General features: G+C 47.9%; 18 protein-coding genes. 10 read left to right on the top strand and 8 right to left on the bottom strand.

Features of this window, described 5'->3' with window-relative positions; genetic code table 11:
- Positions 1 to 102: 102 nt before the first annotated feature.
- The 3 genes from clpX to tig all read right to left on the bottom strand — a co-directional run bounded on the left by clpX (position 103) and on the right by tig (position 3,907).
- Complete coding sequence (gene clpX / locus QUA25_RS23805) at positions 103 to 1,446, bottom strand: ATP-dependent protease ATP-binding subunit ClpX (protein WP_333041646.1); 1,344 nt, start codon at positions 1,444 to 1,446, stop codon at positions 103 to 105.
- Between the two features lie 9 nt (positions 1,447 to 1,455).
- Positions 1,456 to 2,145 (bottom strand): ATP-dependent Clp endopeptidase proteolytic subunit ClpP, encoded by a 690-nt coding sequence (clpP, locus tag QUA25_RS23800; protein ID WP_333041644.1) that lies wholly within the window; start codon positions 2,143 to 2,145, stop codon positions 1,456 to 1,458.
- A 346-nt stretch (positions 2,146 to 2,491) separates the two neighbouring features.
- Complete coding sequence (gene tig, locus QUA25_RS23795) at positions 2,492 to 3,907, bottom strand: trigger factor (RefSeq protein WP_333041643.1); 1,416 nt, start codon at positions 3,905 to 3,907, stop codon at positions 2,492 to 2,494.
- 227 nt (positions 3,908 to 4,134) lie between these two features.
- Here tig and QUA25_RS23790 point away from each other — a divergent pair, with 227 nt between their 5' ends.
- The 4 genes from QUA25_RS23790 to QUA25_RS23775 all read left to right on the top strand — a co-directional run bounded on the left by QUA25_RS23790 (position 4,135) and on the right by QUA25_RS23775 (position 8,696).
- The gene (locus QUA25_RS23790; protein ID WP_333041641.1) at positions 4,135 to 4,338 is read left to right on the top strand and encodes a hypothetical protein; all 204 of its coding nucleotides are present in this window, start codon (positions 4,135 to 4,137) and stop codon (positions 4,336 to 4,338) included.
- 132 nt (positions 4,339 to 4,470) lie between these two features.
- Positions 4,471 to 5,514 (top strand): aspartate-semialdehyde dehydrogenase, encoded by a 1,044-nt coding sequence (locus QUA25_RS23785; protein WP_333041639.1) that lies wholly within the window; start codon positions 4,471 to 4,473, stop codon positions 5,512 to 5,514.
- Between the two features lie 107 nt (positions 5,515 to 5,621).
- On the top strand, positions 5,622 to 6,515 hold the full coding sequence (dapA, locus tag QUA25_RS23780; RefSeq protein ID WP_333041637.1) for a 4-hydroxy-tetrahydrodipicolinate synthase: 894 nt from the start codon (positions 5,622 to 5,624) through the stop codon (positions 6,513 to 6,515).
- Positions 6,516 to 6,812: 297 nt separating this feature from the next.
- Positions 6,813 to 8,696 (top strand): ribonuclease J, encoded by a 1,884-nt coding sequence (locus QUA25_RS23775; protein WP_333041634.1) that lies wholly within the window; start codon positions 6,813 to 6,815, stop codon positions 8,694 to 8,696.
- A gap of 227 nt (positions 8,697 to 8,923) precedes the next feature.
- On the opposite strand, the gene QUA25_RS23770 is transcribed toward QUA25_RS23775, so the two are convergent.
- The 3 genes from QUA25_RS23770 to QUA25_RS23760 form a co-directional block, all read right to left on the bottom strand.
- A complete protein-coding gene (locus QUA25_RS23770; RefSeq protein ID WP_006632924.1) occupies positions 8,924 to 9,199 on the bottom strand; it encodes a MoaD/ThiS family protein in 276 nt (91 codons plus the stop codon).
- Positions 9,200 to 9,334: 135 nt separating this feature from the next.
- Positions 9,335 to 10,633: a threonine synthase gene (gene thrC / locus QUA25_RS23765; protein WP_333041631.1), complete on the bottom strand. Its 1,299-nt coding sequence runs from the start codon at positions 10,631 to 10,633 to the stop codon at positions 9,335 to 9,337.
- Between the two features lie 498 nt (positions 10,634 to 11,131).
- Positions 11,132 to 11,392: a MoaD/ThiS family protein gene (locus QUA25_RS23760; protein WP_333041629.1), complete on the bottom strand. Its 261-nt coding sequence runs from the start codon at positions 11,390 to 11,392 to the stop codon at positions 11,132 to 11,134.
- Between the two features lie 494 nt (positions 11,393 to 11,886).
- Here QUA25_RS23760 and QUA25_RS23755 point away from each other — a divergent pair, with 494 nt between their 5' ends.
- A complete protein-coding gene (locus QUA25_RS23755) occupies positions 11,887 to 12,174 on the top strand; it encodes a hypothetical protein (protein ID WP_333041628.1) in 288 nt (95 codons plus the stop codon).
- 538 nt (positions 12,175 to 12,712) lie between these two features.
- Here the strand turns inward: QUA25_RS23755 and QUA25_RS23750 are convergent.
- Both QUA25_RS23750 and QUA25_RS23745 read right to left on the bottom strand, forming a co-directional pair.
- On the bottom strand, positions 12,713 to 14,089 hold the full coding sequence (locus QUA25_RS23750; RefSeq protein WP_333041625.1) for a cytochrome P450: 1,377 nt from the start codon (positions 14,087 to 14,089) through the stop codon (positions 12,713 to 12,715).
- A gap of 138 nt (positions 14,090 to 14,227) precedes the next feature.
- A complete protein-coding gene (locus tag QUA25_RS23745; protein ID WP_333041623.1) occupies positions 14,228 to 14,833 on the bottom strand; it encodes a hypothetical protein in 606 nt (201 codons plus the stop codon).
- A gap of 680 nt (positions 14,834 to 15,513) precedes the next feature.
- Between QUA25_RS23745 and QUA25_RS23740 the strand changes: the two genes are divergently transcribed.
- The 5 genes from QUA25_RS23740 (at position 15,514) to QUA25_RS23720 (ending at position 20,827) form a co-directional block, all read left to right on the top strand.
- Positions 15,514 to 16,122, top strand: coding sequence for a COP23 domain-containing protein (locus QUA25_RS23740; RefSeq protein ID WP_333041621.1), 609 nt, complete (start codon positions 15,514 to 15,516; stop codon positions 16,120 to 16,122).
- A 133-nt stretch (positions 16,123 to 16,255) separates the two neighbouring features.
- The gene (locus QUA25_RS23735; protein WP_333041620.1) at positions 16,256 to 16,747 is read left to right on the top strand and encodes a hypothetical protein; all 492 of its coding nucleotides are present in this window, start codon (positions 16,256 to 16,258) and stop codon (positions 16,745 to 16,747) included.
- The gene (locus QUA25_RS23730; RefSeq protein WP_333041619.1) at positions 16,744 to 17,967 is read left to right on the top strand and encodes a COP23 domain-containing protein; all 1,224 of its coding nucleotides are present in this window, start codon (positions 16,744 to 16,746) and stop codon (positions 17,965 to 17,967) included. The genes QUA25_RS23735 and QUA25_RS23730 overlap by 4 nt, the downstream gene beginning before the upstream one ends.
- Positions 17,968 to 18,177: 210 nt before the next feature.
- Positions 18,178 to 20,418 (top strand): phosphoketolase, encoded by a 2,241-nt coding sequence (locus tag QUA25_RS23725; RefSeq protein ID WP_333041618.1) that lies wholly within the window; start codon positions 18,178 to 18,180, stop codon positions 20,416 to 20,418.
- A gap of 79 nt (positions 20,419 to 20,497) precedes the next feature.
- Positions 20,498 to 20,827: a Uma2 family endonuclease gene (locus QUA25_RS23720; protein ID WP_333041616.1), complete on the top strand. Its 330-nt coding sequence runs from the start codon at positions 20,498 to 20,500 to the stop codon at positions 20,825 to 20,827.
- Positions 20,828 to 20,941 lie beyond the last annotated feature (114 nt).

Here is a 20,941-nt window from a genome sequence, read left to right as displayed (position 1 = left end):
TTAGTAGGGGCGCTGCTAAGAGTGGCCGCCCTTCCAGGTTTCTTAATACCCTAAAAGTTTTAGGTTGAATTATAGTCACCTAGTGATTGTGAATATCTACTTTTAAGCTGACTCTGGCTTGGGTAGGGAAGACGGAAGTACCAACAACTCAGCCGTCGATCGCTTCTCGACCATTTCCTTAGTAATCGTACACCGGGCAACATCCTTGCGCGACGGCAACTCGTACATCACATCCAACATCAATTCTTCGACAATTCCCCGCAGCGCCCGCGCTCCAGTTTTCCGGCGGTATGCTTCCTGGGCGATCGCCCGAATCGCCTCCGGCTTAAAGTCCAACTGCACATTATCCATCTTCAGCAGCTTTTGATACTGCTTAACCAAAGCATTACGCGGCTCAGTCAAAATCGCCATCAGCGTTTCCTCATCGAGGGGCTCTAACACTGCAGCCACGGGCACCCGCCCAATAAACTCAGGAATCATCCCAAACTTCACCAAATCATCCGGTTCCAGTTGCTTGAGTACATCAGCAGCCCGCTTTTCCTTCGGCTGAGCTTCTCCGGGCTGAATAAAACCCATTGACTTTTTACCCGTTCTCTGCTCTATCACTTTCTCTAGACCGACAAAAGCGCCGCCGCAAATAAACATGATATTGCTGGTATCAATTTGGATGCAGTCTTGGTAGGGATGCTTGCGGCCGCCTTGGGGAGGTACATTGGCGATCGTCCCCTCAAGCATTTTCAGCAGCGCCTGCTGCACGCCTTCACCCGAAACATCCCGGGTAATCGAAGGATTCTCGCTCTTGCGGGCTATTTTGTCAATTTCATCAATATAAATAATTCCGCGCTGCGCCTCTTCCACGTCCATATCTGCCACTTGCAGCAGCCGCAGCAAAATATTTTCCACATCTTCCCCGACATAGCCTGCTTCCGTCAGCGTCGTCGCGTCAGCCACCGCAAACGGCACGTCTAGCATATCCGCCAACGTCTGAGCCAGCAGAGTTTTTCCGCAGCCCGTCGGCCCGATTAACAAAATATTCGATTTTTGCAGTTCTACTTCTTCCGGCGGGTGCTTGCCGCTATTTTTGGCATGGATAAAGCTGAGGCGCTTGTAGTGGTTGTAAACTGCCACCGAGAGCACCTTTTTCGCCTCATCTTGCCCGATCGCGTTTTCGTCGAGGTAATTTTTAATTTCCCTCGGCTTGGGAATTTGGCTCAGGGACATACTTTTGCCCGAGGTACCGCGGCGCTTTGGCGTCGTTTCCTGCTTCGGAGCCACCGCAGCAGCAGGCACTGCACTCGAATCAAACAACTCCTCATCTAAAATTTCATTGCACAAGTCTACGCATTCGTCGCAGATATACACCCCGGGCCCTGCGATCAACTTGCGTACTTGCTCTTGAGACTTGCCACAAAACGAACATTTTAGATGGGAGTCGTACTTAGACATAACAGCCTCTTAATTCAGTGCAGTGACATTCTCTCCCGCCGTCGGAAGGTTTTCCTTAGCGATAACTCGATCGACCAAACCGTAATTTTTGGCTTCCTCGGCTGACATAAAAAAGTCGCGCTCTGTATCAGCCTCTAATTTGTCGATCGGTTGACCTGTGTGGTGCGCTAGCAGTTGATTCAGCTTACGCTTATGATAAAGGATTTCTTTGGCTTGAATCTCAATATCAACTGCTTGACCTTGAGCGCCTCCAAGCGGCTGGTGAATCATAATCCGGGAACTCGGAAGAGACATCCGCTTACCGTGAGCTCCTGCTGTCAGCAGAAATGCGCCCATACTCGCTGCCAAACCGTAACAAATCGTCACCACATCCGGGCGGATTTGCTGCATTGTGTCATAAATTGCCATGCCGGCCGTCACCGAGCCGCCGGGGGAATTAATGTACATTTGGACATCTTTTTCTGGGTCTTCGGCATCTAGATACAATAGCTGAGCCACTATTGAGTCAGCAACTTCGTCGGTTACGGGAGTTCCTAAAAACACAATTCGCTCCCGCAGCAAGCGCGAGTAAATGTCAAAAGCCCGCTCGCCCATCCCCGACTGTTCTAGTACCATCGGCACTACATTGCTGGGGCTGGAACTGACATCAAAATCGTTATAGCTTGTAATTAGGTAATTGGAAGATTGAGATACAACCATAAGACACCAGTCAAGGATTCTAAACAATTTGCTGCTGCTGATGAAAGCTTTAAATTAAGCCGCCAGCTTTTAACTATTATGCCTCTTCTGAACAGATATCGGGGGAATGGGGAGTTTTGAGTTCTGAAATTGCTTTCTGCGCTGGGCGCCACGCTGGAGTAACTTGCAAGGCTCGCGGGGTAATGAGTTAAAACACCTACGTGTAAATCATCGCTGCTTCTAGTGGACACCCCAAGCTTTTAGTAAGGATCAGGCGCACCCGGAGCTTGTAGTTAAGGATCAGGTGCGCCGCTAAAATCACGGTTGATTTCATGCCCCCAATTAGGACATTTGAACACATTAAGTTCTATTCTTCGCTTACGACTTCCACTTCAACGCTCGTGGCTGCTTCTGATGAATCTTCAGCGTCCGATTCTTCTGATTCTTCTGCTGCAGGAGTCAGAGAGCCTTCAGGTACGAGTTCGATTGTTCCTTTTTCTTCCAACCATTTCAGGGTTTTTTGTTTGAGCAAATCTTCTGCTACAAATTCCTTCAACCTTTGGGGGTCAAAATCTCCTTTGGGAAACTGCTTTCTGATTTTTGCTATTTCGGCTGCTACTTCTGCTGGTTCAACAGATAAGGATTCCAGCTTGGCTACTTCTGCCAGAGCTAAATTCTGCTTGAGGCGCTCGATTGCTTCCGGGCGCGAGCGTTCTCGCATCGGGCCCATATTTTCTTCGGTAAACAGTTGATTGATATCTATGCCGTAATTTTTCAATTGGACGGCTTGTTGATTCAACAAATAATCGATTTCGCGATCGACCATTGTTTCAGGAATTTCCACTTCTATTAGCTGCACGAGGGCTGCTGATATAGCTTTTTCCTTATTAGCTGATGTCTGGTTTTCTTTGTCTGCTTTAAACCTAGTTTCGAGCGATTCGCGCAGTTCTGCTAAAGTTTCAAACTCGCTGACTTCTTGGGCGAAGTCGTCGTCCAACTCCGGCAATTCTTTTTCCTTAAGTTCTTTGAGAGTAATCGTAAAGACGGCAGGTTTCCCCGCTAATTCTTCACTGCTATACTCATCTGGGAACTGCACGGAAACTTCTCTAGTTTCTCCTGGATTCATCCCGATCATGCCTTGGATAAAGCCCGGTACAAACTGATTTTCCGATAATTCTACTTGAAAATCTTCTGCTTGACCGCCGGGAATTTCTGCGGGAGTTTCGCCTTCTGGTGCTTCCGCAAATCTACCGGAGAAATCAACCAAAGCCATGTCTCCCAACTGAGCCGGCCGGCCTTCTACGGGGATTAAAGCAGCTTTGTCCGATCGATATTTTGCCAGTACCTCATCTACCTGAGCCTCATCATACTTAGCTTCTTCTGCTTGAAGCTGCAAACCTGTGTACTGACCCATTTTCACTTCTGGTTGTACATCAACCTTTGCCGAAAAAATCAGAGGCTGTTCTGGATCGAACTTCTCTAGTAATTCTTCAAACTCGGTGCGAAGTTCAAAACTGCCAATTGCCGCAATTTTTTCTTGTTCTAGGGCTTTTTGCAGGGAATCATTAATCAAATTTTCCAAAGCCGTCGCTTTCAAGCGAGTCTGGCCTAGGCGCTGTAGCAAAACTTGACGGGGAACTTTGCCTTTGCGGAACCCAGGAATATTAACCTCGCGAGCAAATTGTTTAATTACTTGCTCGTAAGCTTGTTTTGACTTTTCTGACGGTACTTCGATTTCCAGACCAATTTGGCTAGCTGGAAGTTTTTCCTGGGTTACTTTCATCGGCTTTTGTGATATTTAACAATAGTGTAATAAAATACATACAAATCTGACTTTGCCTGCATTTTAATTTTGTACGCTTTGACTCGTAACGGCACAACTACAACACCTTTACCGGATGAGACTGTAAGTCATTTCCGGCTACTTTTTTGGCTCTTGCCAAATAGTTTTGGTTTGACGATACTAGCTTTTGCTGCTAGGAATGTGGAGGTTAAGTCCACTAATTGCCGATGCACCATAGCACATATCGCCCTGTGATGTCAATGTTGCCGGCCTCTGCGGCCAGTCAAAGTCAATGGATGCGCCTGCGAAAATGCAGATATATCGCAAAACTTAACCGGATGCGGATTGGGCGTGGGCGAGCGGCAAAAGATGCTAAACTGGCATTGGCTACGATCGCACGGATCGATCGGGAAGTTCGATCGCCCTTTTAGGTCAACTGCACCATTGCTATCCTCTCATGCTCCTGATATCGCATAACATTAATTAAGTTTGATATTGAGAATTGCAGTTATTTAAATTTTTGATTTCGATCGTTGAAACTATAATTTGTGGAGGAAACTAATTTGTCTCAATCCTATCGAGTTGCAATTTTAGGAGCCACCGGCGCAGTCGGTGCCGAGTTGCTAGAACTATTGCACAGCCGGAGTTTTCCGATTTCTAACTTGAAGCTGCTGGCTTCGGAACGTTCAGCAGGCACAACTTTGCCTTTTGGCGGTGAGATGCTGCCGGTCGAAGCAGTTTCGGCGCGATCTTTTGATAATGTAGATTTGGTGCTCGCTTCGGCAGGCGGCTCGACTTCTAAGTTATGGGCTCCGCAAGCGGTGGCAGCCGGAGCAGTGGTAATTGACAATTCTAGCGCTTTCCGCATGGATGCGAACGTACCGCTAGTGGTTCCAGAAGTCAATCCCCAAGCGGCTGCAGCTCACCGAGGTATAATTGCTAATCCCAACTGCACGACTATTTTGATGGCAGTTGCCGTTTGGCCACTTCACAAAGTTAGGCCGGTACAGCGCATCGTTGTAGCAACTTACCAGTCGGCCAGCGGCGCGGGTGCCAGGGCAATGGAGGAAATGAAAGCTCAAGCAAGAGCAATTTTGCAGGGGGAAACGCCCAAAACCGATATATTTCCCTACCCCTTAGCATTTAATTTGTTTCCGCACAACACCCCGATTAATGATTTGGGGTATTGTGAAGAAGAGATGAAAATGGTAAACGAAACTCGGAAGATATTTGGTACGGACGAGATTAAAATTACGGCAACTTGTGTGCGGGTTCCCGTACTACGGGCTCATTCGGAAGCGATTAATCTAGAGTTTGCAGAGCCTTTTAGCGCGAGCGAGGCCCGGGAAATCTTAAAGCAGGCAAGCGGGGTTAAGCTGGTAGAAGACTGGCAAGCTAATTATTTCCCGATGCCCGCAGAAGCCAGCGGTAAGGATGAGGTGTTAGTGGGCAGGATTCGTCAAGATATTTCTCACCCCTGCGGGTTGGAGATGTGGCTGTCGGGCGATCAAATCCGCAAAGGGGCGGCTTTAAATGCGGTGCAGATAGCTGAGTTGCTAGTCCAAAAAAATTTGTTGCGAACCCAAGTGGCTGCGGCTTCTAATTAGGGGGAACCCTGGCAATTGGGAAATTCAAATTGGGGATTTTAGATAAACCTTTCATCTGAAATCTAAAATTTAAAATCAAAAATCAACAGTCTAAAATCGGAGAAAGTGTGGTAAAGTTTGGACGGGTTCTGACTGCAATGATTACGCCGTTTAAGGAAGACGGCAGTGTTAACTATGCGGTAGCAGAACAATTGGCAGTTCATTTAGCCGATCGCGGTACAGATAGCTTGGTAGTGTGCGGCACTACAGGCGAGTCTCCCACTATGACCTGGGATGAAGAGTACGAATTATTTCAGGTGGTACAAAAGGCGGTGGTCGGTAAGGCGTTGGTAATCGCAGGAGCCGGATCGAATTCTACTTCAGAAGCAGTAGCAGCTACCCAAAAAGCAGCTAAACTCGGGTTAGACGGCTGTTTGCAGGTGGTTCCTTATTACAACAAGCCGCCGCAAGAAGGTTTATATAATCATTTTCGGGCGATCGCGCAATCTGCTCCTGAATTGCCTATAATGTTATATAACATCCCCGGTCGCACTGGTCAGAATATGTTGCCGGAGACGGTGGCTCGATTGGCAGAAATCCCCAACATTGTGGCCGTAAAAGAAGCAAGTGGCAACTTGGATCAAGCAAGTCAAATTCGGTGCTTGACATCCCCTGAATTTGCCATCTATTCTGGAGATGATTCCCTAACTTTGCCAATGTTGGCGGTAGGAGGATCTGGTGTAGTTAGCGTAGCCAGCCATCTGGTAGGAGAGCAACTGCAACAGATGATCAAAGCTTTCGAGGCCGGTCAAGTTCAAGTCGCTACCCAGATTCACTTGCAACTTTTTGACCTGTTTAAAGCTCTTTTTCTCACCACAAATCCCATTCCCGTCAAGACAGCTCTTAAACTTCAAGGCTGGGATGTAGGCTCCACCCGTCCGCCCCTGTGCGATCCGCCCGTTGAGGTAACTCAAAAGTTAAAGGACGTACTGAGTCAGCTAGCAGCAGTATCAGCTAGCTAGACGAGCGAGAACGAGTTTTCAGACAACTGAATATTGGTTGTTATCAGTCATTAGTTCAGAGTCATCAGTCATTAGTAATTAAGTGTTAGTAAGTAGCTAACAGTCAAGGATTAAAGACTGAAGATAGAAGAATGAAGGCCCAAGACAACTGACTGTACGGGAGAGTAAAACCCGCCCGGGATTTTTCCATAAATATTTGGAAAAATATCGCCCTACCAACGAACAGTAGACGAAAGACGAAAGACCACAGACCACAGACCACAGACCAATAACAAAAATAACTAACAAAGGATACGCATGATCAAAAATACAACTGCATCTGCTCTAAAAGTAATTCCCCTCGGCGGGCTGCACGAAATCGGTAAAAACACTTGTGTGTTCGAGTACGGCGACGAAATCATTCTTTTAGATGCCGGTTTAGCGTTCCCGACAGATGGAATGCACGGGGTAAATATTGTCCTCCCAGACATGACTTACTTGCGGGAAAACAGCCACAAAATTAAAGGTATGATCGTGACTCACGGTCACGAAGACCACATAGGCGGCATCCCTTATCACCTCAAACAATTTGAAATTCCGGTCATTTACGGCCCCCGTTTGGCGATGGCTTTGCTAGCCGGAAAATTGGAAGAAGCGGGAGTGTCTCACCGCACTGAATTGAGAACGGTTCGACCCAGGGATACTGTAAGAATTGGCAAGAATTTCTTAGTCGAATACATCCGCAACACTCACTCGATGGCCGACAGTTTTACTGTGGCAATTCACACTCCCGTCGGAATTGTGATCCACACCGGCGACTTTAAAATTGACCACACTCCTGTAGACGGCGAGCATTTTGATTTGCAAAAGCTAGCGGAGTACGGTGAGAAAGGCGTGCTGTGCTTGATCAGCGATTCTACTAACTCGGAAGTTCCCGGTTTTACCGCTTCGGAAAGTTCTGTGGCGCCGAATTTAGACAGAATTATCGCTCAAGCACCGGGACGGGTGATGCTGACGACTTTTGCTTCGTCGGTACACCGATTGCAAATTGTTTTGGACTTGGCTAAGAAAAACAATCGGTATGTCGGAGTGGTTGGCCGGTCGATGCTTAACGTCATCGCTCACTGCCGCAATCTCGGCTACATCAAATGCGAAGATAGTATTTTCAAACCGCTGAAAGAAATCCGCAATTTGGCTGAAGACAAGGTTTTAATTTTAACTACAGGTTCCCAGGGCGAACCGATGGCGGCGATGACTCGCATTGCTAACGGCGAACATCACGAACTGAAAATCAGAAAGGGCGATACAGTCATTTTCTCAGCTAATCCGATTCCGGGAAATACGATCGCAGTGGTAAACACGATCGATAAACTGATGATGCTGGGAGCACACGTGGTTTACGGCCGCGACAAAGGCATTCACGTTTCCGGCCACGGCTGTCAAGAAGACCAAAAGTTAATGATTAACATGACTCGTCCCAAGTTCTTCTTGCCAGTGCACGGGGAACACCGGATGCTGATCCAGCACTCCAAGACGGCTCAAAGCATGGGCATTCCCGCTAGCAATATGGTGATTATTGATAACGGCGATGTCGTAGAGTTGACCGAAAATTCAATGCGGGTCGCTGGTCAAGTGCCTTCAGGAATTGAATTAGTAGATTCTTCTCGATCGGGCGTTGTCAAAGCCAGCGTCCTCAAGGAACGTCAGCAGTTGGCTGGAGATGGCGTTGTAACTGTAGCCGCGGCTTTGAATTGGGAAGGCAAATTAGTTGCCAAACCAGAAGTTCACTTGAAAGGTGTAGTGACATCAGCCGATCGCGCGGAGGTGATCAAATTAATCACTCAAACCATTGAAACAGTTTTGAGCGATCGCTGGTCAGAATTTGTCAAACCCGCCACTGCTGACTCACAAGTTGATGTTGACTGGGTAGGAGTTCAAACGCAAATAGAAAAGGCTATTCAGCGAGTGATGCGCCGGGAACTTCAAAGCAATCCGCTGCTGGTATTCCTGATGCAAATTCCAGAAGAAGCAGTGCGATCGGAAAAAGTAGCAGCATCTCCCGGTTCCCTGGAAGCACCTAAGCTATTATCCTCCCCATCATCGGCAGCGCCATCATCGGCATCATCCCCATCCTTGCCATCTCCTGCCAATCAGGTGACGGGCCGGCGTCGTCCCCGGACTGCTGCAAGGGCAGCTTCTTAGGGCGATAATTCTCGGACGCACTGCGAACCAAGAAAGGAGTTTGAGGTTGTGTAGTTGCGCTTGGACGCCCAAGCGCAACTACAAGCCTAGATTTGATTTCACAAATAGATTTCCTCACTAAGTGAGGGAATAGTTTTTAACCGCAGATAAACGTAAATGAACGCAGATAGTAATTAATTCTATCTGCGTTCATCTGTGTTTATCTGCCACCATCTGCGGTTGCAAAATCAGCCACCAGCAACTGCTGGAACAATGCTAACTTCATCGCCATCTTGGAGAGCAGTTTTTGAGCCATCTAAAAAGCGGATGTCTTCGCTGTTGACGTAGAAGTTAAGAAATCTGCGGGGTTCTCCCTTTTCGTCGCACAGGCTTTTTTTAATGCCGGGACAATTGGTTTCCAGCGATTCAATTAGTTCGGAAATGTTATCCCCCGCGCATTCGATGGTGGCTTGATTGTTGGTAAATTTTTGCAGGGGAGTGGGAATTAAAACTTTGACGGTCATTTTTTTAGTCCTTAGTCAGTAGTCATTTATTAGTTATTAGTCCTCAGTCATTAGTCATCAGTAATCAGTCAGTAGTCATCAGTCAACAGCTTAACAACCTATGACTAATGACTACCGACTACTGACTAATAGCTGTTAAACCGAAACTTGTTGCCATTCTAAGCGTTCCAGTGTGCGGGCACGTTCTAGGGCGCGCTCGAACGCTTCTAGTTTCGGTTCGAGGGTGATGGGTTCGCCGATGTAGCCTTGAACTGCTTCTTGCGTTTTCAAACCGTTGCCGGTAATGTAAGCGACGGTGGTTTCATCGGGATTGATTTTACCTGCTTCTACGAGTTTCTTCAAGACTGCGATGGTCGTGCCACCTGCGGTTTCAGTGAAGATGCCTTCAGTTTCTGCTAGAAGTTTCATGCCTTCGATGATTTCGGTGTCGCTGACAGATTCAATGTTGCCGTTGGTTTTGCGGGCGATTTCCAAGGCGTACATACCGTCGGCTGGATTGCCGATCGCGATCGACTTAGCAATTGTATTCGGTTTCACCGGTTTGACGAAATCGCGACCTTCGCGGAATGCTTGGGCGATGGGGGAACAGCCGTCAGCTTGGGCACCGCTGAATCTGACTTTCTTTTCATCCACTAAACCGACTTCGATGAATTCATTAAAGCCTTTGTAAATCTTTGTGAACAAAGAGCCGGAGGCGAGGGGAGCGACGATGTGATCCGGCAATTGCCAGCCTAGCTGTTCGGCAACTTCGTAACCGAGGGTTTTTGAGCCTTCGGAATAGTAGGGACGCAAGTTGATATTGACAAATCCCCAGCCATGTGTATTGGCGACTTCGCAACACAGGCGGTTAACTTGGTCGTAGTTGCCGTGAACTGCCATGACAGTTGGATTGTAAATCAGAGTGCCGAGGACTTTGCCTGCTTCTAAGTCGGAGGGGATAAAGACTACGCAGTCGAGTCCTGCGTGGGCGGCTATCGCAGCCGTAGAGTTAGCTAAATTGCCGGTGCTGGCACAGGATACCGTTGTGAAACCCAATTCTCTCGCTCTGCTGAGGGCTACTGACACCACTCTGTCTTTAAAGCTGAGAGTGGGCATATTGACGGCATCGTTTTTAATATAAAGATTTTTTAGACCGAGGCGGCGCGCCAAGCGGTGGGATTTTAATAGAGGAGTCATTCCCGTGCCGACATCGATGACGTTATCTGTAGCGACTGGTAAAAATGCGCGGTAGCGCCAGATCGAGTTGGGGCCTGCTTCGATGGTTTGGCGAGTGACGGTGCGGCGGATGGCGTCGTAGTCGTACTTGACTTCAAGCGGGCCAAAACAGCAATCGCAGACGTGCTTGGCTTGGAGTTCGTACTCTTCGCCGCATTCTTTACATTTGAGGGCTGTGAAGGTTGCTGCTGTGGATTGTGTTCTGGTGGCCTGGGTCATAGCTCAACTCTCTAGTTTTGCGATGTTTTCTTAGTCTTGTGCAAGATTAACACGGTCAATTTACCCCGTCAACCATACCCGATTTTTTTAGTCGGGATTGATTTTTTAGTTACTTTTGAGGTAAACAGTGGTGTATTTAACTTTGATATTTGGGCGAGCGGGACGCCCACTCCACAAGGATTTGACTTGTTTTAAGGATCTGGCTGGACCTCCAGATTGTCAGACCCGCACGCGAGCCCGATCGAGTTCAAGGATAATTTGCCGACGAAATTGTTACAAAACTTAATAAATCTTTTTTGGGCTCGCAATTGGGCAGTGGTGCGATCGAACACAACTACAAAACCTCGAATTTTTGATTAACTGAGATGTTGCACCATTCTCAAAAACAGGCATCTTGCCTGTTCCACAAAAAAATTCATCTCTTGTGGAACAGGCATCTTGCCTGTTCATAAAAAGCTTATTGAGAATGGTGCAACATTTCAGATTAACCAACTTAGGCTACCCGCCACTGACGGGAGGGATGAGCACAACTTCGTCGCCGTCTTGGAGGATGGTGTCGGGGGAGACGAATTCCAGGTTGAGGCCGAAGCGGGTACGATCGCGCCATTGTTCTAATTGAGGATATTGGGCGATCGAGTTTTCGAGCACTTGAGACACTGGGGTTTCGGGAGGAAGTTCTAATGTAAGTTCCGAAACGCCGTAGGCTTCACCGAAGGCGGCGAACAGTTTAACGGTGATGGTAATCGAAGAGTTAGACACGGCTGTTGAGTGCGATCGACGGTTTGGCAATTATCAACTACACCATACAATTAATTAGGAATTAGGCGCGCCGAGGCTTAGAATTGAAAGCGACAACCTCTAGTTAATTTTTACCCCATCGGGTAAAGATGATAGTTGATTGCAGCAAAAAGTCTTAACAAGATTGTATGCCGATCGCTCTCACCAACCAGGCGTTAGAAGCTGTTGGCATCCACTTAGATGCAGCTAGCTAAGGTCTAGTTGGCTGCTGTTGAGGCTAATGCGAGAATATTTTTTGAGGATGCGGTATAGATACTTTAGGGTAATTGTGGGAGAGTACAAAAAGCTCGCACTACATTTAGCAGGCAACAACGCAGACAAGACCCTGCCAACCCGCTTCTCCTGACTAAAAATCAGGTTATCTAGTGCGGCTTGGGATTGTCAAACCTTTGCCCTGCTTAGCAAGCTAGCCGTTCTATCTAAGAAGAATACTGAAGTTAACGCGATAGAAATATATGGCACATAACGATTTTAAAGTGCTTCAAATTATTGAAGCTAAAGGCTGGTATGCCTTTGGGAGTACGAAGCAAAGCCAGCACGTTGAGAGATGGGTAAGACCTGTCGTGTGTTGGGTTTTAATAGAAGATAAAAAAAAGCGACGGGTTGTCACAGCTACCGCTAGCTATCAGATTCAGATTGACGACAAAGAAGTCGAGTTTTTTGCCCACGAAAGCGAAATTCAAGATCTGGATAGTCTCCCGAAGTCTGTCTCGGTATCGGAATTTCTGAAAACAGAAGATTGAGAGAAGGGCAAAAGGAGCTGATTTAACAAGTTATTAATTATTCCTTAGTGATTCCTTAAACTTGCTGTCGGATTCTATTGGAATTATAGGCAGAAGCTCTAGATTGGGGAGAGGGGCAGATGGGGACAGGGGGAGAATTTATATTTTTGCCTTGCCTTCTGCATCTTGTACCCCATGCCTGAAGTAGCCCAAAAAATAAAGAGGCCGGAAGATTGCTGGCAATGCCAACACGCTTCCGACCTTGCTGAATAACAGGGTATGCATATGTTTTTAAAGTATGGCAGGGAGGCTTTTGAGATATCAAGAGGACTATTGCAATCACCCACTTTTGCTTTCAGGCTGGGTTTGCAAGGTTCCTATCATTTTAGACTGAGAATTTGAAAATTGAGAGGGGGAGGCTTACAGGTTAAGGATTATAGCTATTTATCTGTAGCGGGTGCTACAAAAAATGGTGGCATTTGCGGACGATCGCACATTCTCCCTAAATTGTTTGCACTCAAAGCTGAAAGTTCGATCGCCCGCTGCCACCGCTGCGACATCAAACCCCACTAGCGACCGGTTCAGGCATCTGCTGCCGCATCCGCCGCCCCTGCAGAGCCATCCGCACGCCGCCGGCAGGCCCTAAAGTCACCCCTCGGCGTTTGGCCTGTACGGGCTTTTTCTCAACCAATACCAGGTCGAAATTCCGCAAAATGGTTGCCAGCACGAGTTTCATCTCCAACTGCGCCAGCGCCAAGCCGATACAGCGGCGGCTGCCGCCTCCAAAGGGCAAATACTCGTAAGGCGAGAATTGCCTCTCCAAAAACCGTTCCGGTTTAAATTGCAGGGGTTCTGGATACAAATCCTCCCGTCTGTGGGTCAAATAAATCGAGCCGATGACAACCGTACCCGGTTCGAGTTGATATCCCATCAGTTCCACGGGCGTGAGAACTTCTCGCGAAAACGTCAGCATTGCCACGGGGTAAATTCGCAGCGTCTCCTGACAAACTGCACTCAGGTAAGGTAAGCGGAAAATCTCCATCGGGTCGGGATTTTCCCCCAAACTGTCCAATTCTTGTAGCAACTTCTGGCGCACCGAGGGCAAACTGTGAATCCAGTAAAATGCCCAAGCTAGGGCCGTTGCTGTGGTTTCGTGGCCTGCAAACAGCAGCGTCATCAACTCGTCGCGCAATTCTTCATTAGTCATTGGTTGGCCGTTTTCGTCGCGCGCGGTCATCATTAAGCTGAGAATGTCGGTGCGGTTGGCGTCTGGTTGGAGTCTGCGTTCTTCAATTTCCGCGTCCATCAGTTCGTCAATTTTCCGCCGCCGCTGTTTCATGCGTCCCCAAGGACTCCAAGAGCCCCAATCTTGCTGCATCCAGCCGAAAAACAGTATGCTCGATCGCAAGGGAGAGCTCGTCATATCGAGGACTGAGGCAAGTAGGGGCCTGATCTCTTCCAATCGCGGCCCGTCATCCATGCCGAAGACAGCTTGCAGGATTACCCGCATGGTGACTTCCTGCATCGCGCTGCGGGCCACAAAAGGTCGATCAACCGACCATTTGCTGGCAACATCTTGAGCGATATCGCAAATTAGTTGGCCGTAATTCCGCATCCGTTCCCCGTGAAATGGTGGCATCAATAATTGGCGCTCGCGTTTGTGCCTTTCTCCCGATAGCATAATCATGGATTGTTCTCCCATCAAGGGTTTTAGGATGCTGTTCAGGCTGCCTGGAGCGTGAAACGCCTTGCTGTTGAGCATCTCCTGGACAGCTTGCGGGTGGTGGATCATCACCAATGGTTTCCCGTTGTTCACTTGAGCTGTGAAAATGTCGCCGTATTGTTTGGCACATTTATCCATGAATGTCAGGGGATCGCCGATCCATTGAATTAGCTGCACAAAGGGTGGAGCTTTGGGGCCGTTAGGTAGTGTCATAGGAATTACCGGGGTTTGGGTCACAGGACTTAGCAGCATCAACAAATCTCAAAGGGTTTGAAGGTTTGTTCAATCCCTCCCAACCCTTGTTTTTAAGGGGAAAATTGCGTAAGTCCCATCTCCAATAATTTTAATAGCTTATTCTCGAACGGTGCTCAAAATATCCTCTCCAAGCTCTGTAAAACGAACAGTTTTGATTTGCCAAGGAGCATAACTGCTTAAAGTTTGGCGCACGCCCCCGAACAAACCTAACATCTGACAACTCGACAGATTTTGCAATTTCTGCCGCGAATTTCCGGAGGCTCGCAGATCCACGGTAGCTATTCCGAGGTCGCGATCGATCTTGAGGCGATAACCAGCCAAACCAAGACTATCGAAAATCTGCTGCTTTAACACTTCATTAACCGCCGACGACATTAACTGGTTCTCTGGGCCTGTAACTGTTTCCGGCTTCAGAGTTTGACACAAATTATCTACCTTATAAACCGTAACGGTGGCAGTATTTTCTGAGAGGGCAGCACTGCCTAAAACTGAGGCAACAGAGTTAGAAGGCTGCGTTAATTGGCTCGAGCGAGCCTGAATTTGATTTCCCGTTAGCTGTAGGTGTTGGAACTGAGGGGCGCTTGCTGAGAGTTGCCTCTGGTTTTCGGTTGAGGTAGCTGCATCTGAGCTAGAACAACTGCTACCGCCTATCAAAATTAACCAAACGCCTAAATATCCTAACTGTTTGCAGATAGGGTTCATAGTTTTTAATACTCTACTAAACGTCAGTGTATGGAGGGTGATTTTTGGTGGTAGAAAGCACTTAGACCCTGATTACACTCACTTAGAAGTATTTCCCGCAGTACGGAGATGAAAACAAGTTAAGAGTTCTTGTTAATACCTGGATTTTAGTGTTAGATCAGGTAAGAGGGGTTTTACCCCTCACGGGTGTAACCCAGCAGTATACCTGTCTCAGCAGATCAAGCTCGCGACCTAGCTCGTAAGTGATATCAAATACCTTGTCAGTGGTGTGATGTACCGTTGCAACTCGATCCCTTCCAAGGTCTGAGGTGAAAAGCCTCTTTCCGGTTGGTAAAAGCCTGAGTTTGATTAGTAGTAATGAGGACAGAATTCCGACTTGCGCGCGCATTTTAAGCTCGGCTTCGGAGCGCTTTTTTAACAGCGCCGAAATCGCGGTTAGAGGGAACGTGCAAATCGCGAACAATATCAAAACTTACGCATCAAGAGCAAAAAAACCGGGTTTTTTAACCAGGCATAAGGGCTGCAACGAAGTGTTTTCGTAAAAAAAACTGGTTTCTGGTCAAGTCGCGAATCACATAATTCCCCAGTCCGCGGATCTGTAACGAACAGGCGTGTCAAGGGTGTTATCGCAGCATTCGGTGATTTTGGTGCCGAATCTCATAAAACAAAGTGAAAAAATCATGAAACAGCAATTATTGACAAAAGTTTTGGTGGCAACAGCGATCGCCCTCACCGGCCTGACGGTTGCTTCTCAACCGAGTTACGGTCGGCGAGCAGAGGGGGAAAGTGGATTTTGGTGCAGTACCTCGACCGGTGCGCCGGTGACGGTGTACCAAAACGCTCAAGGTGCCGTAGAGCCTTGGATTGAGTGGACTTCCGATTATTTCTCCGGTTCTGGGTACGATCCGGCAACTCGGTGTCAATTAGTGAGTCAACGCCTCGAAATCTATCGCCGCCGACGAATGCTTAAGTACATTACGGCAGGGCAGATGAACGGCCAGAACGTCATCTGCACGGCGAATCAAGTCAATGGGCTGTGTCAAAATTTGATTTATACCCTCAGACCCGGCCAAGACCCGATCGGCTCTTTGTATAATTTGTTGGCTTGGCGCCAAGGATATGTAGGGATGCCGTCTTTTGATGAAACCAGTAAAATTCCTTACATTGATGTCAGCGAAAAGCTAGGGGAAAACATGGATGATGAGGCGCAACTGCCCCCTTTTCCCCACCGTTCGGACAGCCTTAAAGATTGGCAAATTTTCCATCCCATCACTAATTCCAAGGATTGAGGTCGAAAAGTTGGCGCGTCAAACAGCGGTACGCATCCCGACGGGAATATCTTCTGGTTCTGGGACGATCGTCCCAGAACCAGGGCCAAACCTATACGGTGCTGACTAACTGGCACGTTGTGGCGATCGGAAAATGGTCACCGACGACGGTTTCCTCCACCCACTGCTAGGAGTTCGGAGGCGGCTGGGCAATAGCGATCTGGCGATCGTTCAGTTTCGCAGCGCGATCGAGTATAAAATAGCACTATTCACCCTTGAACCCGGAGCGGCGTCTGAGCCAGTGTTGGCAGTCGGCTTTCCTGCGGCTGCTGAGGTTGGGGGTTTGGCGGTGACGCGGGCTTCGTTTCGGTGCTGCTACCCAAATCTTTGCCTCAAGGTTATATTGGGCTATACAAATGAGGTTAAAATCGGTAGGAGTGGCGACCCGATTTTTAATGCCAAAGGTTTCTTTGTTGCGATTAACGGTAGGGGCAAGTATCGAAATCCAAAGTTTGGCGTCTATGCTTTTGAAGATGGAAGTGAACCAACAGCGGAATTATTGGAGAAAATAATTAAATCCAGTTGGGTAATTCCGATTAGTATATATTTGCAGTTCGCCTCGTCTCATCTAGGGAGTTATCGATGAATGTGTGGAGTTTGCGGTTTGACGCGCTGACAATCATCTTGACAGGTGCATTAACAGTGACGGCGGTTGTCAGCCAACAATATGCTGCCTGTGCCAAAACAGCCGAAGAAATTGCCCAGCTAGCGACGTTGACAACTGTGGAAGTTAACAACACGCTGGGTTTTTTTGCTAGTGGATCGGGAGTAATTATTGCCAAACAGGGCAATATTTACACGGTTCTGACAGCTAATCATGTGGTGGCAAGCCTGGCTCAAAAATACAGCATTCGCACTCATTTGGAGAAGGATTATGCTGCGATTAGAATACAGCGACTCCCGAAAAATGACCGGGATATAGACTTGGCTTTGATACAGTTTCAGAGCCGAGAACAGTATCCAGTAGCACCAATGGGCGAGTCAGAACGTGCTGTTGTCGGTTCTGCTATTTACGTTTCTGGCTATCCGCTGCCAATTTCGGGATTTGAACGAAAACTTGAGTTTACTGCTGGTATCATCTCTTCTCGCTTGGGCAGCGCCTCATCGGGGTATCGTCTGCGCTACCAAGCTGTAACCAGGCGCGGGATGAGCGGCGGGCCTGTATTTGATGCTGATGGCAGGGTGGTAGGAATTCACGGCCAGGGGGATACTGTTGGCACAATTAGGAGTCCGTGGAACGGTCAGATTGAGGAGATAAAAACGGGGCTAAACGCGGCAATCCCGATCGATGCTTTTAGGGAGTTGCTATCACAAAATAAGCATAACGGCTTTGATATTCTCAGCAATCTTTCTATCAGCACCGCCTCTGGTCAAAACCAGCCGAGTCTGGGTTATGGAGGATTTGTGTGCGATACCTCGACGGGCGAGCCGGTGACTGTGTATCAAAACCCGCAAGGGTTCAGGGAGCCTTGGATTCGCTGGAATTCTAATTTCTTTTCTAGTTCGGGCTACGATCCTCTAACTCGCTGCCAACAAGTGACTCAGCGCCTTGAGAATTATAACCGCAATAAACAGCTAAATTATGTGACTGTGGGTATTGTAAATAACCAGAAAGCGATTTGCACGACTAGCCGCGTTAATGGGCCTTGCGAAGGTTTGATCTACACGCTGCGCCGCGATCAAGATCCGACTCCTGCACTTAGCAGTTTTTTTGTTTGGCTGGGGAATCAAAAGGCTGTGCCTTCTCTTTCTGAAAGCGGTACTGCGCTTTATATCGATGTCCGGGAACGGCTGGAACAATTTTAGATTTGGGATTTGAGATGGATTAGTAATGAGTAAACACAGAACCCCGACTTTTTTAATAAGTCGGGGTTCTCAAATAACTACTTATTAGCTTAAAAATTGAGATATTTTACTTATTTATCACTGACATAATAGAACTCATGATTTTTTGGAACACGGAAGCTATAAAATTACTCTTACATTAATCGAATTCAAATTTTTTAGGTATCAAGCATGACAGCAACTACCCCGCAGGCAACGTCAACAACGCCCGCTTTTTGCGAAGGCATTCAATATTTTTCGGAAACACTCCCTGGTTTTGAGACTTATGGGAAAGCACCTGCGATCGCCGAGGGGAGCAAGTCGATCGCCGATCCTGCCGATCCCGTCGCCGTCTTTCAAACGATACTGGGAGCAGACGCCCTGCGCTACCTGACGCTGCAAGTTACCGCCAGCAAGGCATCGGGACATCCGGGGGGTTTTGCTAGCCAAGCTGAGGCTTATGCCGCTTTGGTGATGCTCGGACACAAGAACATTGTGACCGAAGTCGGCCATCACGCGCCGGGATTTTACAGCGCCATGTTTCTCGATCGATCTTTGGAGGATATGGGAATTGTTAACGTGCAGCAAGTGCGCGATAAATTCCGAGAAAAAGACGGTTTGTTAGGACATCTTTCCGGTTTCATTCCCGGCCTTTTAGCACCGGCGGGTCCCCTCGGACAAGGGCAGCATTTCGCAATGGCTGGAGCGCTTTTGCACCGCGAAAAACTGTTTGCTTTCACAATGGGCGACGGCGGCATGGGCGAACCCTATCCGATGAGCAGCATGGCGCATTTCCACACTGCTTATCCCAGCGTTACTAACTTTTTGCCTGTGTTGGTTTGGAACGGATATTCTCAGGAACATCACAGCATGGTTTCGACTAAAACTAATGCTGAAATGATTGCTTATTGGCAAGGCAACGGTTTTGAAGAAGTTATCTTAGTTGATGCTAAGGAATTTGACGATAAAAATCAACCGGAAGATTATGTTGACAGCACTGCTTTTTCGCTCGAACAGCGCATGGCATTTACCAAAGCTGTTTTACAAGGAGTTGACAAAGCGGCAAAATCTGCTCTCGGCGGCAAATTAACTGCGTTTATTATCAAACAGTTGAAAGGTGCCGGCGTCCACGCGCGCGGAGCAAAATCTCACAACCTTTATCCGAAAGATACGCTGGATGCTCCGCACATTATCAGTGCTTTAAAAGAGCGCGCTTTGACTGCTGCTGCTTGGGAGTTGGTGCGGACAAATTGCGAGCGGGCGGGCGGCGGGCCGGCGGCGAAAACAGTTGTTACTGAGTTTACATTGCCGCTGGCAGATTTAGGCGAATTGCCTTTAGAAGAATTTGCAGTTGGCGGAGAACCGAAGATTTCGACCACAGCAATGGGGGTTTTGGTAGGGAAAGTTGGCGAGCGCGATCGTACTTTTCTTGTCACTAATGCTGACGGCAACGAAGCATCGGCAATTGCCAATATCAACCAAGCTCTCAAAATTATTCACCCGACGACAGATGATCTGTACAATCAATCGCCAAACGGTCAAGTTTACGAACCTTTGAGCGAAGATGCTTGCGCAGGTTTAGCCGTAGGTTTATCGCTATTCGGAGCGCGGAGTTTGTGGTGTTCCTACGAATCTTTTGCGATCAACGGTTTACCAATTTGGCAAACTGTAACCCAAGCAATGGCAGAATTGCGCCGTCCAACTCCGGCAACTGTCACCTTATTTACAGCGGGTGCATTGGAACAAGGCCGCAACGGTTGGACGCACCAGCGGCCGGAAATTGAGGCTTATTTTGCGGCGATGATGCGGAACGGAAATGTGTTTCCTTTGTTTCCACCGGATGCTAACAGCATTCAAGCTTGTTACGAGTGGGCTTTGACTGCTAAAAATAAGGGAGTTGTGATTACAGCAAGCAAGTCGCCGCTGCCAATCCGCACTACTTTTGAACAGAATCGCCAAGGTTTGCAAGACGGTGCAATAGTTCTGCACGAAGTCGATTCCCCGCAAGCTGCCCACAATCAAGGGGGGAGCAAGAAAGTTGTGTTTGCAGTTGTCGGCGACATGACGTTAATGCCAGTGTTTGAAGCGGCGGCATTTTTGGAAACAGAAGGGATTGGAGTGCGGATTGTTTCTGTTGTGAATCCCCGGCGTTTGTACCGTCAAGGCGATGTTGCTTGGGATACTTGTTCGGAACCTGACGGCGGCTTTTTGAGCGATGAGAAATTTGCCGAATTGTTTGGGGGAGATGCCTTGATTGGCGTGACAGGCGGTGCTTCTGGGATGTTGGAACCTGTGATGCTCCGCAGCAATTGCAAGCGGGATACTTTCGCTTGGAAGCGGGGAGAAACTACTGCTAGTGCTGGTCAGTTGATGGCGTTTAATGGGTTGACTGCTGAGGCGTTGACTAAAAGGGCGATCGAGCTAGTTCATTAAGTTAGAATGTGAGTGAATGCCCCTGCCTGGTTTGTGCTGGGTAGGGGCTAGTAATATTTAAAATAGGATGGTGATACCTGTGACTGCACAACTTTTAGAAGAAAGAGGTACGCTTGCGGAACAGCGATTGCTTCTCCCTGCTTATTATACTTGGGAGCAATTTGAGGCGATCGCATCTTTGATGGCCGACTCTCCGGGTTTGCGGATAACTTATCTTGATGGGTGGATCGAGTTTATGACAGTGGGCGAAGAACATGAAAGCTTTAAAAAAGCGCTCGCTATATTACTGGAAGCATACTTTTTTGAACTCGGAATTGAATTCTTTCCTGTAGGGAGTGCAACTCGCAGAGACCGGGCAAGAGATGTATCAGTTGAACCAGACGAGTCTTATTATAGCAAGTCTACTTGAGTCATGAATGTAGAACTACCTGAAACGCTTGTGAGCACAGGGTAAGCTCATCTAATTTGGTATAATATGAACTTGACAAATCAAACAATATCAGCATAGGTAACCGGGTAAAAA

This window comes from Microcoleus sp. Pol17C6 (assembly GCF_036701145.1).
Lineage (GTDB): Bacteria > Cyanobacteriota > Cyanobacteriia > Cyanobacteriales > Microcoleaceae > Microcoleus.
Note: the sequence above shows the minus strand (reverse complement) of the source record. Positions and strands in the feature narration are given on the sequence as shown.